This is a genomic window from Georgenia sp. Z2081 (assembly GCF_055326445.1).
Window position 1 is genome coordinate 134215 of sequence record NZ_JBUZNK010000010.1, and the last position, 14609, is coordinate 148823.

13 protein-coding genes are annotated in these 14609 nt (G+C 71.1%); 11 read left to right on the forward strand and 2 right to left on the reverse strand.

Features of this window, described 5'->3' with window-relative positions:
• Window positions 1-14 precede the first annotated feature (14 nt).
• From ACZLKG_RS13440 to ACZLKG_RS13460, 5 genes are read left to right on the forward strand one after another with little or no spacing between them, the layout of a single operon-like run.
• Window positions 15-788 carry an SDR family oxidoreductase gene (locus ACZLKG_RS13440; protein WP_425707966.1) on the forward strand — a complete coding sequence of 258 codons (774 nt, stop codon included), beginning with the start codon at window positions 15-17 and terminating at the stop codon, window positions 786-788.
• Complete coding sequence (locus ACZLKG_RS13445) at window positions 785-2155, forward strand: aldehyde dehydrogenase family protein (protein WP_425707967.1); 1371 nt, start codon at window positions 785-787, stop codon at window positions 2153-2155. The genes ACZLKG_RS13440 and ACZLKG_RS13445 overlap by 4 nt, the downstream gene beginning before the upstream one ends.
• Before the next feature lie 53 nt (window positions 2156-2208).
• Window positions 2209-3639 (forward strand): UbiD family decarboxylase, encoded by a 1431-nt coding sequence (locus tag ACZLKG_RS13450; RefSeq protein WP_425707968.1) that lies wholly within the window; start codon window positions 2209-2211, stop codon window positions 3637-3639.
• A 13-nt stretch (window positions 3640-3652) separates the two neighbouring features.
• On the forward strand, window positions 3653-4273 hold the full coding sequence (locus tag ACZLKG_RS13455; protein WP_425707969.1) for a UbiX family flavin prenyltransferase: 621 nt from the start codon (window positions 3653-3655) through the stop codon (window positions 4271-4273).
• Window positions 4270-4815 carry a gamma carbonic anhydrase family protein gene (locus ACZLKG_RS13460; RefSeq protein ID WP_463649028.1) on the forward strand — a complete coding sequence of 182 codons (546 nt, stop codon included), beginning with the start codon at window positions 4270-4272 and terminating at the stop codon, window positions 4813-4815. Before ACZLKG_RS13455 ends, ACZLKG_RS13460 begins: the two co-directional genes overlap by 4 nt.
• On the opposite strand, the gene ACZLKG_RS13465 is transcribed toward ACZLKG_RS13460, so the two are convergent.
• Complete coding sequence (locus tag ACZLKG_RS13465) at window positions 4791-5603, reverse strand: alpha/beta fold hydrolase (RefSeq protein WP_463649029.1); 813 nt, start codon at window positions 5601-5603, stop codon at window positions 4791-4793. The genes ACZLKG_RS13460 and ACZLKG_RS13465 overlap by 25 nt on opposite strands.
• Window positions 5600-6250, reverse strand: a complete 651-nt coding sequence (locus ACZLKG_RS13470) for a PadR family transcriptional regulator (RefSeq protein ID WP_425707972.1) — start codon at window positions 6248-6250, stop codon at window positions 5600-5602. The genes ACZLKG_RS13465 and ACZLKG_RS13470 overlap by 4 nt, the downstream gene beginning before the upstream one ends.
• A gap of 83 nt (window positions 6251-6333) precedes the next feature.
• Here ACZLKG_RS13470 and ACZLKG_RS13475 point away from each other — a divergent pair, with 83 nt between their 5' ends.
• The 6 genes from ACZLKG_RS13475 to ACZLKG_RS13500 are packed head-to-tail and all read left to right on the forward strand — an operon-like array spanning window position 6334 to window position 14597.
• Window positions 6334-8763: a xanthine dehydrogenase family protein molybdopterin-binding subunit gene (locus tag ACZLKG_RS13475; protein ID WP_463649030.1), complete on the forward strand. Its 2430-nt coding sequence runs from the start codon at window positions 6334-6336 to the stop codon at window positions 8761-8763.
• A 21-nt stretch (window positions 8764-8784) separates the two neighbouring features.
• A complete protein-coding gene (locus ACZLKG_RS13480; RefSeq protein ID WP_463649031.1) occupies window positions 8785-9564 on the forward strand; it encodes an enoyl-CoA hydratase/isomerase family protein in 780 nt (259 codons plus the stop codon).
• 1 nt (window position 9565) lies between these two features.
• On the forward strand, window positions 9566-10468 hold the full coding sequence (locus tag ACZLKG_RS13485; RefSeq protein ID WP_425707975.1) for an FAD binding domain-containing protein: 903 nt from the start codon (window positions 9566-9568) through the stop codon (window positions 10466-10468).
• Window positions 10465-11742, forward strand: a complete 1278-nt coding sequence (locus ACZLKG_RS13490; protein ID WP_463649032.1) for a xanthine dehydrogenase family Fe-S subunit — start codon at window positions 10465-10467, stop codon at window positions 11740-11742. The genes ACZLKG_RS13485 and ACZLKG_RS13490 overlap by 4 nt, the downstream gene beginning before the upstream one ends.
• A gap of 3 nt (window positions 11743-11745) precedes the next feature.
• Window positions 11746-13311: a class I adenylate-forming enzyme family protein gene (locus ACZLKG_RS13495; protein WP_463649033.1), complete on the forward strand. Its 1566-nt coding sequence runs from the start codon at window positions 11746-11748 to the stop codon at window positions 13309-13311.
• Window positions 13308-14597: a benzoate/H(+) symporter BenE family transporter gene (locus tag ACZLKG_RS13500; protein WP_463649034.1), complete on the forward strand. Its 1290-nt coding sequence runs from the start codon at window positions 13308-13310 to the stop codon at window positions 14595-14597. Before ACZLKG_RS13495 ends, ACZLKG_RS13500 begins: the two co-directional genes overlap by 4 nt.
• The last annotated feature ends 12 nt before the right edge of the window (window positions 14598-14609 follow it).

A 14609-nucleotide genomic window follows, 5' to 3' on the forward strand; every position in this document is an offset into this window, starting at 1 on the left:
CTGAAAGGCGACACATGACCAACGAACACGCAGGGCGCACCGTCCTGCTCACGGGTGTGGTGGGGGACATCGGCCAGGCGTATCTCCGCGCCCTCGTGGCAGCCGGTGCGAACGTGCTCGCGATGGACCTCGAGTCCACGGCTGATCAGGCGAGCGCTCTCGTCGAACGGGCAAGCTCCGCTGGTCCGGGTAGGGCGCAGTTCATGGGCGGCGACATCACCGATCGGGCGAGCGCCGACCGCGCGGTAGAGGCTGCCGTCGAGAGCTTCGGGCGCCTCGATGCCCTCGTCAACAACGCAGCTGTTTATCACGGGCTCGGTGCGAAGCGCTCGATGCTCGAGCTCACCGAGGCCGAGTGGGACCTCGTCCTGCGGGTCAACGTCGTTGGAACGTGGCAGATGATGCGCGCCGCTGCACCCGCACTCGCCGACGGCGGCGGGGGACGCGTCGTCAACATTGCCTCGACCGTGACGCGGATGGGGGCCGCAGGATTCGCGCACTATGTCGCGTCGAAGGCGGCGGTCGAGGGGCTCACCCGAGCTGCCGCGCGTGAGCTGGGCGCATCAGGCACCACGGTGAACGCCGTATCCCCGGGGCTCGTGGACGACACGGGGTCCCGCGCAGTCAACACCGACGAATACATGAGCAAGGTCGCCTCGACCCGGTCCGTCCAACGCTCGATGGTCCCGGAGGACCTCGTGGGAGCAGTCATGTGGCTGTCCGGACCGAGCGCAGGCTTTGTCTCAGGACAGACGATCGTCGTCGACGGCGGTGGGGTGTTCGTATGACTCACGTCCTTCTACCGGTCAGTCAGGACGAGCTCGAGGTCCCCGACGAGGCAAGCGACCAGGAGATCGACCGTGTCGTCTCCGCCTCGCTCGCCGCCTTCCGTGGATCGTGGCCCCGAGACCACAAGCGCCGGGCGGAGGTGCTGCTCGGGTGGGCGGAACGGATCGAGTCGGAGTTCGACAGCCTGGTCGACGAGATCGTCCTGGAGACCGGCAAGATCACGGCCGAGGCGCGGACGGAGCTCGTCGGAAGTATCGATGCGTTGCGGTTCAACGCCGGACTCGCGCGACTTCCGCTCGGTCGCGCAGGTTCGATGTCCGACGGCAGCGAGTCGCATCTCGTGCGTGAGCCTGTTGGCCCGACGGTATTCATCACACCATGGAACTGGCCCGTCCTTCTCCTGCTGCGGGACCTGGCGCCGGCCTTCGCTGCCGGGGTGACCGCGATCGTCAAGCCGAGTCCGCAGACCCACATGGTCACGGAGCACATCGTTCGACTGGGCCACGAGTCGGGGATCGAGGCGGGCGTGCTGCAGGTCGTCGCCGGTGGAGCCGTGGCCGGCTCTGCCCTCGTGCGTCACCCGGGGACGGCGGCCGTGGCTCTGACAGCGTCGACGGCAGCCGGACAGGCAGTCCTGCGCGACTCGGCGGAGACGATGACTCGGCCGCTGCTCGAGCTCGGGGGCAAGGCCTCGATGCTCGTCCTCCCGGACGGCGACCTCGACCAGGCACTCGCAGCAGCATCCCGCGCCGCGGTGACGACCTCCGGGCAGATGTGCATGGCCTGCACCCGTGTGCTGGTTCACGAGGATCAGCTCGGCGAGACCGCCGACCGACTGGGCGAGTCGATCGGCGCGCTCAAGGTCGGGGACCCGCGTGATCCGACGTCGGACCTCGGCCCGTTGATCTCCGAGGCAGCCTTCGAGAAGGTGTCGTCGTATGTCGACCTTGCCCGTCGGGACGCAACTGTCCGCGTCGGTGGCGAGCAGGTTCAACCGGCGGGCACCCGCGGATTCTTCATGACGCCGAGTGTCGTGACGGACGCTGAGCCGGGATCGGCACTCGTTCAGGACGACATCTTCGGTCCTGTGCTCTCGGTCGAGTCCTACCGGGACGAGGACGACGCGGTCGAGCTCGTCAATGCGAACTCGTTCGGTCTCGCCACCTCGGTGTGGAGTCGCGATCTCGGCCGCGCTCTGTCCGTGTCACGAGGAATCCGCTCCGGCACGGTCTGGATCAATGGTTACAACAGGTCCTACGCAGAAGCCCCCTCGGGTGGATATCGCATGTCAGGGCTGGGGCGCACCCGCGGGGTCGAGGGCATAGAGCAGTTCACCGAGCTCAAGCACGTCCACTTCTCCCTGTAGATCCCGGATCCGTGCCCGCCATCCCTTCATGAAACCGAGCAGGAGAGTCAGAGATGAGTACGCGAGCGGCATCGACGGACGACCCGGACCACCGGGAGGAGCTTCCGCCTGGCAGTGACCTCCGAGGCTGGCTGGACCACCTGGCGGCGAGCAACCGCCTGTCCGTCATCCACCATGGGATCGATCTGCGGCACGGTGTCGCCGCGGTCGCCAACCGCTTGGACGGATCGACCGCATCGTTGTTCCCTCGACCGGGAACCCATAACGGCACGGTGATCTCCGGCCTGCTCTCTCAGAGGGCGTGGATGGCTGAGGCGGTCGGCGTCGGGGAAGACGAGTTGGTCAGCACGTTCGAGGCTGCCTGTCGCAATCCATTGCCGTGGACGGAGGTTCCCCACGCCCCGGTCCAGGAGGTCGAGCACGAAGAGGTCGACCTCGAGCGGATCCTTCCGATCCCGACGCACAACGAGCACGACAGCGGCAGCTACATCACGGCGGGGCTGCTCATCTCCCGTCAGCCCTCGACCGGCGCCCAGAACGTCTCCATCCACCGGCTCCAGGTGAGCGGGCCGGACCGCCTGGGGGCGCTCCTGCTGCCGCGGCACACGATGCGGTTCTTCGACGAGCTCGAGGCCGCCGACGAGGACCTCGAGATCGCCGTCGTGGTCGGTGTCGACCCGCTGACCCTCATGGCCTCCCAGGCGATCGTCCCGCTCGGGCAGGACGAGCTCGAGATCTCGGGTGCACTGCGTGGTGCGCCGCTTCGGGTGACGCGATGCCGTACCAACGACGTCCGGGTCCCGGCGGACGCAGAGATCGTCATCGAGGGTCGGTTGCTGGCCAACCGCCGAGAGCCCGAGGGGCCGTTCGGAGAGTTCCCCCAGTACTACGGCGAGCGCGCGGAGAGGCACGTCATCGAGGTCGACCGGGTCACGCATCGCAAGGACCCGCTGTTCCACACGATCGTCGGAGGCGGGCTCGAACACCTCCTGCTGGGGGGCATCCCGCGCGAGGCGTCGTTCCTCTCGCACCTGCGACGCACCTTTCCCTGCGTGAAGGACGTCCACCTCTCGCTCGGCGGAGTCGCTCGCTACCACCTCTATGTGCAGGTCGACCAGGCACAGCCGGGCGAGGCGAAGAACGTCATCCTCGGCGCACTCGCCACCCACTACGACATCAAGCACGTCACGGTGGTGGACACCGACGTCGACGTGCACGATCCGCGCGAGGTCGAGTGGGCCGTCGCTACGAGGTTCCAGGCGGATCGTGACCTCGTCGTCGTGGGACCGTCCCAGGGTTCCAAGCTCGATCCGTCCACGACCGAGGGTGTCGGTGCGAAGCTGGGCTTCGACGCGACCGTCCCGGCGGGCGCTCCCGACATGAAGTTCCTGAGGATCCGGGTGCCGGGCGAGGACGACGTCGACCTCGAGGCGGTCGTCGACGCCTCCGTGACAGACTGGCACGCAGCAGTCACCGCTCGATGAGGAGGATGGACGCATGGATCTCTCCGACATGACGCCGCGCCTGATCGTCGGCATCTCCGGCGCGTCCGGCGCTGCCTACGGCATCCGGATCCTCCAGGTGCTGCGGGACACTCCGGTGGAGACGCACCTGATCGTCAGCAAGGCCGGACGGCTCACGCTCGCCCAGGAGACCGGCCTGCGGACGGGCGACCTCGAGGACCTCGCCGACGTCGTCCACGCCAACCACGACATCGGCGCGAGCATCGCGAGCGGATCGTTCCGGACCATGGGCATGGTCGTGGCACCGTGCTCGGTCAAGACCATGTCCGAGATCGCCTCGGGAGTGACCTCCTCCCTCATGGCACGCGCAGCGGACGTGCAGCTCAAGGAGCGCAGGCGTCTCGTCCTCGGGATACGGGAGACACCCCTGCACCGCAACCATCTTCGAACCATGGCCGAGCTGAGTGAGCTGGGTGCCGTGATCGCCCCGCCCGTGCCGGCGTTCTATACGCACCCGGCGACGGTGCAGGACGTGGTCGACCACTCGGTCGGGCGGATGCTGGACCTGTTCGACATCGAGGTCGGGCTTGTCGAGCGCTGGCCCGGCGTCGCTGCGAGCCTCGACGGCCGCCCGGGCGCAGGGGGCCGCGCATGAACGCCGACCGTGCCCCCCGCACCCTCGCCCTGCCCGACGGCGCGACGCCCCAGCTCGCCGAGGACGCCTTCGTCGCCCCCGGCGCCACGGTCGTCGGACGCGTGAGGGCGGCCGAGCGATCGAGCATCTGGTACGGCGCCGTCCTGCGCGCGGACCTCGACGGTCAGGAGATCCGGCTCGGCGCACGGAGCAACATCCAGGACAACGTGAGCGTCCACGTCGAGGTCGGGCAGTCCGCCCGCATCGGGGAGGGGGTCTCCGTCGGGCACAACGCGGTGGTGCACGCCGCCGAGATCGAGGACGACGTCCTCATCGGCATGGGCGCCGTCGTGCTCACCGGCGCACGGATCGGCGCGGGCAGCCTGATCGCCGCCGGGACGGTCGTCCTCGAGGGGACCGAGATCCCGCCGCGCTCGCTCGTGGCGGGCGTCCCGGGCAAGGTGCGCCGGCAGACCACGGACGAGGAGGTCGAGGCGATCCGCCGGAACGCCGAGACGTACCTCGAACTGTCAGCCGTTCACGCGGACGCGAGCGGGGCCTGACCGGGGCCGGGGTTGCGCTCCTCGGCGCTCTCGGCCCGCAGCCAGAAGTCCTCGACGAGCGCGTCGAACGGTTCGCCCACCAGCGGCACCATGTGCTGGCGGCCCGGCAGCACCGCCCGCTCGGCGGCCGTGGCGGAGGCGATCGTGTCCGCCACCGCCTCGAACCCGGCGTGGTGCCCGCCGGACACGACGAGGACCGGGAAGCTCGCCGCGCGGAGTCCGGCGAGGTCGGGGCGCGCCTCCCACGGGCCGCGCGAGCCCATCACGGCCCGCACGCCGTCCTCGAAGGCGGTGGGCAGGGGCGGCCGGGGCCACGGGCGCTCGCCGATCGTTCGGGAGAACCGGTCCCAGAACTCGAACGGGTCGTCCGGCCCCTGTTCCCAGAGCTCGATGAGCCGCTCGCGGGTGGCGACGGCCTCGGGCGCGTCGGTGACGCCGAAGGCGGGCGGCTCGACGAGGGTCAGGGACCTGACCAGGTGCGGTGCCAGCGCGGCGACGTGCATGGCGGCCACGCCACCGTTCGAGTGGCCCACCAGGTGCGCGCCTTCGCTCAGGAGGCCCGCGTGTGCGGGCGCCTCGGCCTCGAAGTCGACCCGGGCGCGCGGGCTGCGGCCGTAGCCCGGTCGGTCCGGGACCACGAGGGTCCAGCGCGAAGCCAGTCCGCGCTGCGCGCGCCACCCCGTGCTGCCGGTGGCGGCGTCGCAGTGCAGCAGGACCACCCGTGGGCCGTCGCCGGTCGTGGTGACGTGGAGGTCGCTGGTTCTCGTGACGTGGAGCTCGCCGGTCATGCCCGGCGCCTCAGGTCCTCGGTGGCGGCCACCGTGTAGATGAGATCGCCCTCCGTCCCCACCTCGTCGGCCGGGTCGGTGCCGGTGCCTTCCTCGTCAGCCCGGCCGGCGCCGGTGCTCACCTCGTCGACGAGCTCGGTCCAGAACTCGAGCGCGGCGCGCTCGAGCCGCTGCCCGAGCCGTAGCGAGCGCAGACGTGGGGCCAGGCGCGGGGCGCCCTCGTAGCGGGCCGCCATGTCGTCGTACACGCCCAGCCGTGCGCCGTGCTGGCGGACCTGCTCCTCGGCGAGCGCGAGCAGGTCGTCCTCGGTGGCAAGCTCACCGAGGAAGAGCTTGAGCTCGGCGACGTCACGGATCTGCATGGGGTCCGTCACGGGCTCGGCGAGCCACCGCGACAGCTCGGTGCGGCCCTGCGACGTCAGTGAGAACGTCTGCCGGCGGCGCCCGTCCGACTCCGTCTCGACCTCCAGCAGTCCGGCGTCGGCGAGGCGGCGCGGCTCGGAGTACAGCTGGGCGTGCGGGAACGGCCAGAAGTAGCCGACTGAGCGGCCGACGGCGCGCTTGAGGTCGTACGAGGTGGACGGGCCACGCAGCCCGATGAGTCCGAGGACGACGTAGGACGTCGTCGAGAGCCGCACCGTTGACATGTCCCCGACCGTACTCTAGTTTCATCCTCCGGGACATACCGTCTGAAGCGGATGGTTATGTGACGATGTCGGCGGAGGATGCCATGACCGGGGATACGAACGGCCGCGAGAGGTTCGTGGGGCAGGGCCTCGCGCGCCTCGAGGACCCCGCGCTGCTCACGGGCCGTGGCCGCTTCCTCGACGATCTCGACCCCCTTCCGGGCACGCTGGTCGCCGCCGTCGTGCGCAGCCCGCACCCGCACGCCTACATCCGTTCGGTCGACCTCGACCGGGCCCGCGCCCACCCCGGCGTCGCCGCGGTCATCGGCCCCGAGGAGGTCCTCGAGGCGCTCAAGCCGTTCCCCCTCTCGCTGCGCGCACCGATGCCCTACTACCCCACGGGCACGGACAAGGTCCGCTTCGTCGGCGAGCCGGTCGCCGTCGTCGTCGCCACCGACCGGTACACCGCGGAGGACGCCGCCGAGCTCGTCCGTGTGGACTACGACCTGCTGCCCGCCGTCGTCGACACCGCAAAGGCGATCGAGCCGGACGCGCCCCTGCTGCACGACACGGCGGAGACCAACGTCGCGAGCGACCGCACGTTCACCTTCGGCGAGGTCGACGAGACGTTCGCCTCGGCAGCGCGCGTGGTCACCGGGGAGTACAGCTTCCCGCGGTACTCGTCCACACCGATGGAGTGCTACTCGGTCGTCGCCGAGTGGCGGGACGAGGCCGACGGCCCGCACGTGACCGCGTACTCCAACTTCCACGGACCGTTCTCGATGGTGCCGGTGCTGTCCGGCGCGCTGGGGATCGGGCCGGCGCAGCTGCGGCTGATCGTGCCGGAGGACAACGGGGGCAGCTTCGGCATCAAGGCGGGCATCTACCCCTACATCGCGCTCATGGCGCTCGCGAGCCGGCATGCGGGCCGCCCGGTGCGGTGGACCGAGGACCGCAACGAGCACCTGCTCGCGAGCTCGGCCGGGTCGGACCGGCTCATGCGCTTCACCGCCGCCGTCGATGCCGACGGGCTCGTCCAGGCCCTGGACGTCGACTTCACCGAGAACGTCGGTGCCTACCTGCGCCCGCCCGAGCCGGCGACGCTCTACCGGTGCTTCGGCAACATCACCGGCGCCTACCGGATCGACGCGGTGCGCCTGAGGTCCCGCGCGGTCGTCACGAACAAGACACCCACCGGGCTCAACCGCGGGTTCGGCGGCCAGCAGCTGTACTTCGGCCTCGAGCGCGTGATGGACAAGATCGCGCGCGAGCTCGGCGCCGACCCCGTCGAGCTGCGGCAGCGCAACCTCGTACGCTCCGGATCGTTCCCCTACGCCACGCCCACCGGCGGCATCTACGACTCCGGGGACTACGAGAAGGCCGTCGAGCTGCTGCTGGAGTCGACCGACTACGCGCGGCTGCGCGCCGAGCAGGCCGAGGCCCGCGCGCGCGGCGAGCTCGTCGGCAGCGGCGTGGCGGTCGTCGTCGAGCCGTCGGCCACGAACATCGGCTACGTCGGCCTCGCGACCCCCTCGGAGGACCGCCCGCCCGGGCGGGACAAGTCCGGCTCGACGGAGCACGTGCGCGTGACGGTCGACCCGTTCGGCGTCGTCTCCGTGCTGCTCGGCACGGTCCCGCAGGGCCAGGGGCACGCGACGGTCGCCCGGCAGGTGGTCGCCGACCAGCTCGGGCTGCCGCTGGAGCAGGTCGTGCCCAAGGTGGACATGGACACCTCGACGACGCCGTGGACGGTCACCTCCGGCAGCTACTCCTCGCGCTTCTCACCGCTCCTGACCTCGGCCATCGTCGAGGCCACCGACCGGATCGCGGCGTCGATCAAGGTGGCGGCCGGGGTGCTGCTCCAGGCGGAGCCGGACGAGCTCGAGCTGGTCGACGGCCTCGTGCGGGTCGCCGCCGAGCCCGAGCGCTCGGTGAAGTTCCGGCATGCCGCGGGCGTCGTCCACTGGGACCCGGGCTCCCTGCCCGACGACGTCGAGGCCAGCCTCTACGCCGAGGCCGCGTTCGTCCCGCCGGAGGCGAAGGCGCCCTCGCGCACGGACCAGGTCAACTCCTCCCTGTGCTACGGCTTCGTCGCCGAGCTCGTCCAGGTCCGCATCGACCCCGAGACGTACGAGATCGCCGTCGAGAAGGTCACCGGCGTGCACGACGCCGGCACCGTCCTCAACCCGCTGCTCATCGAGGGCCAGGTGCACGGGGCGATCGTCCACGGCCTGGGCGGCGCGCTGTACGAGGAGATGGCCTACACGGACTCCGGGCAGCCGACCTCGACGTTCATGGACTACCTCGTGCCCACGGCCGCGGAGTCGATGTTCCCGCTGGTGGGGAACCGGCTGGTGACACCATCCCCCGTCACGAGGCTCGGCGCGAAGGGCTCCGGCGAGGGGAGCTCGATGAGCTTCCCCGTGGCCGTGGCCAACGCCGTCGAGGACGCCCTGTCCGCGCACGACGTCGAGATCACGCGCCTCCCGCTCCACGGCAACGTCATCCACGACCTGCTCACCACCTCCCGCTGACCCACGAAGGAAAGAGACGACATGCCCCTGACCGGCGGAGACATCCGACTCGAGCGCAGCCACGACGGCCGCGTCGCCAACCTCACGCTCGACCACGGGCGGTTCAACATCGTGACGATGGAGACCCGCGCGCTGATGGCCGAGCGGTTCGCCGAGATCGACGCCGACCCGCGCGTGGCGGTCGTCGTCGTCCGCGGCGAGGGCGAGCACTTCACCTCGGGCGGCGACATCGCCGGCTTCATGGAGGTCGAGCCGTTCGATCTCACCGACCTCGGTCAGGACATCACGGCACCGGCCCGCTCGCCGAAGCCCGTCATCACCGCGGTCGACGGTTACTGCTTCGGCGTCGGCTTCGAGCTCGCCCTGTCCACCGACATCCGGCTCGCGACCGCGCGCTCGGAGTTCGCCCTGCCCGAGCTGCGTCTCGGCATGATGCCCGGCAGCGGCGGGACCCAGCGCCTCGCCCGCCTCATCGGCCTCTCCCGAGCCAAGTACCACGTCCTCACCGCCGAGCGGATCCAGGCGCAGCAGGCGCTCGACTGGGGCCTGCTGGCGTCCGTCTCCGAGGACCGCGACGGCCTCGAGGCCGAGGTCGAGCGCGTCGTGTCGACGATGCTCGGCTACTCGCCCGTCGCCCTGCGCACCGCCAAGGAGGTCCTCGACCGCGGCGTCGACGGGCCCCTGTCCACCGGCGTCGAGCTCGAGCGCAAGTCCTACTCGATGCTGCGCGCGACGCACGACTTCGCCGAGGGCGTCGCCGCGTTCACCGAGAAGCGCGCGCCCGTCTTCGAGGGCCGTTGACGTGAAGGCCGCCCCCTTCGCCTACGTCCGACCGACCAGGCTCGCGGACGTCGTCGCCGAGCTCGTCGCCGCGGACGAGCAGGGCGGCGGCAAGGTCATCGCCGGCGGACAGTCGTTGGTGCCCGTCCTCGCGATGCGGCTCGGCCGGCCGGCCACGCTCGTCGACATCACCCGCGTCCCCGAGCTCGCCCAGGTCGGCATCTCCGACGGGTGCCTGCGCATCGGTGCCGCCGTCCGCCAGCGCCGCATCGAGCGGGAGCACCGCGGCACCGTGCCGCTGCTGAGCCAGGCGCTCCCGTGGATCGGCCACCGGGAGATCCGCAGCCGCGGCACCGTGTGCGGCTCGCTCGCACACGCGGACCCGTCCTCCGAGCTGCCCGCGGTCGCGCTCTGCCTGGGCGCCACGCTCGACGTCGCGGGGCCGGCCGGACGGCGACAGGTCACGGCCGAGGACTTCTTCGTCGGGGCCATGACGACGGCGCTGGGCCCCACCGACGTCGTCACCTCGGTGCGGATGCCCGTGCCCGAGGCCGGTGACGGGTACGGGTTCTCCGAGGTCGCTCGCCGCCACGGCGACTTCGCGCTCGCAGGCGTCGGCGTCCGGGTGCGCACCCGGGACGGCGAGATCCGCGACGCCCACGTCACCTCCTTCGGGGTCTCCGACCGGCCGCAGCGCCGCGACCTCGGTGGCGCGCTCGCCGAGGCTCTCGAGGGCTCCGACGGGTCGGCCGCCGACCTGGCCGCCCGGCTGACCGAAGCGACCGACGCGATGGCTGCCGACGTCGTGACGACCGGCGGCGACGCCGGCGGCTCTCCCGCCTACCGCCGCCGCCTGGTCCGCACGCTCGCCGCCCGCGAGCTCGCCCGCGCCTACACCTCGACCGTGAGGAGCGTCGCCGCATGAACCCCCCGCGCACCCTGTCCGCCACCCGCGACCTCCTCACGGGCCGCTCGAGCCGGACCGGACGCTCCGGCCGCACGGCCGAGGACGCCCCGGAGACCCTGCGGGTCGAGGCCGGGGAGACCGTGCGCGTGTCCTTCACCGTCAACGGTCGGCCCGCCACCGTCGACGTGGCGCCCCGGGTCACGCTCTCCGACGCCCTGCGCGACCACCTCGGCCTCACGGGCACCCACATCGGCTGCGAGCACGGCGTGTGCGGGATGTGCACCGTGATCGTCGACAGCGACGCCGCCCGCGCCTGCCTCCTCCTGGCCTGCCAGCTCGAGGGGGCCGAGATCATGACGGTCGAGGGCCTGGGCCGGCCCGACGACCTTCACCCGCTGCAGGAGTCGTTCGGCCGCCATCACGCGCTCCAGTGCGGCTTCTGCACGCCCGGCCAGCTGATGAGCGCCTACGACCTCCTCGACCACGAGCCCGGGGTGTCGCGCGAGGAGCTGCCCGAGAAGATGTCCGGCGTCCTGTGCCGTTGCACCGGGTACCGGAACATCATGGACGCGGTCGCGGAGGTCTCCGAGGACCACCCGGATGGCGTCCCCGCGCCGCACAACTGCGCCACGGCCGCCCTCCTCCCGCGCGACAGCGTGGGCGGGCGCGCCTCGGACGCCGGGCAGGACGAGACCGACGACGACCAGGGCGTCGCCGAGATCCGCATGCCCGCCACCGAGCCGACCGTGGCGATCGAGGTCGACGACGAGGTGGCCGCCACCCCCGAGCAGATCTGGGCCGTCATGGCGGACACCGAACGTCTCGCCCGCTGCCTCCCCGGGGCCGAGCTCGTCTCCGACTTCGGCGACGACCGGTACAAGGGCCGCATCCGGGTCGCGCTCGGTCCCGTCAAGCTCGCCTTCGTCGGCGACATCCACGTGGTCGAGCGGGACGAGGCCGACCGCCGGATCGTTGCGCTCGCCCAGGCCGAGGACGCCGGCGGCGGCAACGTGCAGGCGAAGGTGCTCCTTACGGTCGCCCCGCACGGCGACGGTGCAGTGATCCACGCCGAGGCCGACCTGCACATGACGGGTCGCATCGCCCAGTTCGGGCGCTCGCTGGCCGGCGACGTCAGTCGCGAGATGTTCGGCCAGTTCACGCGCGCGATGGACGCCACCGCGCGTGGCGAGGAGCCCGTCAGCACGGCGCCGCCGAGCGCGATCGCCATGGTCACCCAGCTCACCACCGCGCGCGTGCGCGGGGTTCTCAACCGCATCACGAGGAGGAACTGATCGATGGAGATCGGACGCACGCTCGCCTGGACGGCGGAGCGGTTCCCCGAGCGGCTCGGGTTCGCCGGCTCGCGACGCATGACGTACCGCGAGTGGGACGAGCGCACCAACCGGATCGCCAACGCCGTGCGCGGGCTGGGGGTGGCCCCGGGCGACCGGGTCGCCATGTTCCTGTCGAACTCGGAGGTCATGGCCTCCACGCACCTCGCGCTGCAGAAGCTCGGCGTGCTCTCGACCCCGTACAACATCCGGCTCTCGGGGCCGGAGCTCGCCTACTGCCTCGACGACGCCGAGCCGAAGGTCGTCGTCGTCGACGACCTCGCACGGGGGGTCGCCGAGGAGGCGCTGCGCATGGCGACGGTGAGCCCCGTCCTGCTGTACGCCGGTACCGACCCGCTGGACGGGGCGGAGGACTTCGAGAGCGTCGTCGCCGCCGCCGGCAACGCGGCGCCGGACGTCGTCGTCACCGAGGACGACCCCGCCGTCATGCTCTACACGTCGGGCACCACGGCCAAGCCCAAGGGCGTGCCGCGGACCCAGCGCAACGAGTTCGCGGCCTCGGCCGCGCACGTCATGCAGTGCAGCTACCAGTACGGCGAGTCCACGCTCGGCGCCATGCCGATGTACCACACGATGGGGCTGCGCTCGCTGCAGTCGATGCTCATCGTCGGCGGCACGTTCGTCGAGATGCCCGTCTACAACGCGCCGCAGGCCGTCGAGCTCATCGAGGCCGAGCAGGTCTCCGCCCTGTACCTCGTGCCGACCGCCTTCTGGGCACTCGCCCAGACCGGCGGGCTCGATCGCGTGGGGCGCTCGGTGCGCAAGCTCGCCTTCGCGGGCGCCGCGATGACCTCGACCCTGTGCGAGCAGCTCGAGCAGGCGATCGCCCCGGAGGTGTTCGTCAACCACTACGGGTCCAGCGAGGTCTACACCTTCGCGATCGAGGAGAACGCGGCCCGCAAGCCCGGCAGCGCCGGGCGCCCGGGCCTGTACTCCCGCCTCCGGATCGTCGACCCCGGGTCGACGGACACCCACGAGCAGCTTCCGGTCGACGTCGTCGGGGAGATCGTCGCCTCGCTCGACTCCGACGAGGCCTTCCAGGGCTACTGGAACCGGCCCGACGCCGACGCGAAGTCCATCCGCGGCCGCTGGTACCACACGGGCGACCTCGGGCACATCGACGCCGACGGCGACCTCTGGGTCGACGGCCGGGTCGACGACATGATCATCACGGGCGGGGAGAACGTCCACCCCATCGAGGTCGAGGACGTCCTCTCGCGTCACCCCGGTGTGTCCGAGGTCGCCGTCGTCGGTCTCAAGGACGAGAAGTGGGGGCAGGCGGTCACCGCCTTCGTCGTCCCGGCCGACACGGGCGTCGACCCGACCGCCTTCGCTGCCGAGCTCCAGGAGTGGAGCCGCAACGAGGCCCCGCTCTCGCAGTACAAGCGGCCCAAGAAGGTCCTCGTCATCTCCGCCATCCCGAAGAGCCCGGTCGGCAAGATCCTGCGCCGGAAGCTCGTCGCCGGCGACTACCAGCTGCGTTCCACCACGGAGGTCGGCGCGTCATGAGCATCAGCGAGCAGCAGCAGGAGCACGAGCAGGAACCCACGCCCACGGTGGTCGACCGCAGGTTCGTCGAGGCGGGGCCCGGGTTCGCCGCGGGTGTACGGGACCTGCCGAAGCACCTCAACATCTCCACGGTCGGCGCGGGCCTCATCGCCGCCATCTTCGGGTGCACCGGCCCGGCCCTCATCGTCATCAACGGCGGCCAGGCCAACGGGTTGTCCGACGTCGTCATCTCCTCGTGGATCTTCGGGATCTACGTGTTCGGTGGCCTCATCTCGTTCGTCATGGCGCTGTACTACAAGCAGCCCATCACGGGGGCCTACAGCATCCCGGGCGCAGTCCTCGTCGTCGCGGCGCTCGCCGAGTACGAGTTCTCCCAGATGGTCGGGGCCTTCCTCGCCGCCGGTGTCATCGTGCTCGTCATCGGGCTCACGGGCCTGGTGCGGAAGGTGGCCACCTGGCTGCCGTTCCCGATCGTCATGGCGATGATCGCCGGAGCTCTCATCAGGTTCGGGACCGGGGTCGTCGACGCGGCCGTCGCCCTGCCGGTCGTCGTCGGCGCCGCCATCGCCGGGTATCTCCTGCTCTCCCGGTTCATCAAGGCGGTGCCCGGAGTCGTCGGCGCGCTGGTGGCCGGTGCGATCGCCGCCGCGGTCACAGGGTCGTTCACACCGCTCGAGAGCAACCTCGCGCTCACGGCCCCCGAGCTGGTGATGCCGTCGTTCGACGTGAGCGCGATCCTCGCCGTCGGTGTTCCGCTCGCGCTCCTCGTCATCGGGGCGGAGAACGCCCAGGCGATGGGCGTGCTCATGGTCGAGCGGTACCGGCCGCCCTTCAACTCGATGACCGTCATCAGCGGCGTGGGCGGCATCCTCGCGCCCCTGTTCGGCGGGCACAACGCGAACATCGCCGGACCGATGACCGCGATCTGCTCGTCCGAGCAGGCGGGTGCGAACAAGGACGGCCGATACGCGGCGACCGCCGTCAACGGGGTCCTCTTCGCCGTCTTCGGGAGCTTTGCCAGCGTCGCCGTCGCGATCGTCGGCACGCTCCCGCCGGAGCTGACGGCGGCACTCGCCGGACTCGCCATGATCGGCGTGCTGCTCCAGGCCTTCCAGTCCAGCTTCCGGGAGAGGCGATTCCAGGTCGGAGCGCTCGTCGCACTCGTCATCGCCATGAGCGGGGTGTCCATCCTCCACATCTCGGCACCGTTCTGGGCCCTCGTCGGAGGCGTGCTCACCTCCCTCGTGCTCGAGCAGAAGGACTTCTCGCGCCGCGAGGAGTCCTGACACACGGACGTG

What these genes read in the sequence shown, in the direction of transcription:
- ACZLKG_RS13500 (WP_463649034.1), top strand. Translation starts at nt 13,308, where the DNA reads ATGAGCATCAGCGAGCAGCAGCAGGAGCACGAGCAGGAACCCACGCCC.
- ACZLKG_RS13475 (WP_463649030.1), top strand. Translation starts at nt 6,334, where the DNA reads ATGACCGGGGATACGAACGGCCGCGAGAGGTTCGTGGGGCAGGGCCTC.
- ACZLKG_RS13495 (WP_463649033.1), top strand. Translation starts at nt 11,746, where the DNA reads ATGGAGATCGGACGCACGCTCGCCTGGACGGCGGAGCGGTTCCCCGAG.
- ACZLKG_RS13490 (WP_463649032.1), top strand. Translation starts at nt 10,465, where the DNA reads ATGAACCCCCCGCGCACCCTGTCCGCCACCCGCGACCTCCTCACGGGC.
- ACZLKG_RS13440 (WP_425707966.1), top strand. Translation starts at nt 15, where the DNA reads ATGACCAACGAACACGCAGGGCGCACCGTCCTGCTCACGGGTGTGGTG.
- ACZLKG_RS13455 (WP_425707969.1), top strand. Translation starts at nt 3,653, where the DNA reads ATGGATCTCTCCGACATGACGCCGCGCCTGATCGTCGGCATCTCCGGC.
- ACZLKG_RS13470 (WP_425707972.1), bottom strand. Translation starts at nt 6,250, where the DNA reads ATGTCAACGGTGCGGCTCTCGACGACGTCCTACGTCGTCCTCGGACTC.
- ACZLKG_RS13450 (WP_425707968.1), top strand. Translation starts at nt 2,209, where the DNA reads ATGAGTACGCGAGCGGCATCGACGGACGACCCGGACCACCGGGAGGAG.
- ACZLKG_RS13480 (WP_463649031.1), top strand. Translation starts at nt 8,785, where the DNA reads ATGCCCCTGACCGGCGGAGACATCCGACTCGAGCGCAGCCACGACGGC.
- ACZLKG_RS13460 (WP_463649028.1), top strand. Translation starts at nt 4,270, where the DNA reads ATGAACGCCGACCGTGCCCCCCGCACCCTCGCCCTGCCCGACGGCGCG.
- ACZLKG_RS13445 (WP_425707967.1), top strand. Translation starts at nt 785, where the DNA reads ATGACTCACGTCCTTCTACCGGTCAGTCAGGACGAGCTCGAGGTCCCC.
- ACZLKG_RS13465 (WP_463649029.1), bottom strand. Translation starts at nt 5,603, where the DNA reads ATGACCGGCGAGCTCCACGTCACGAGAACCAGCGACCTCCACGTCACC.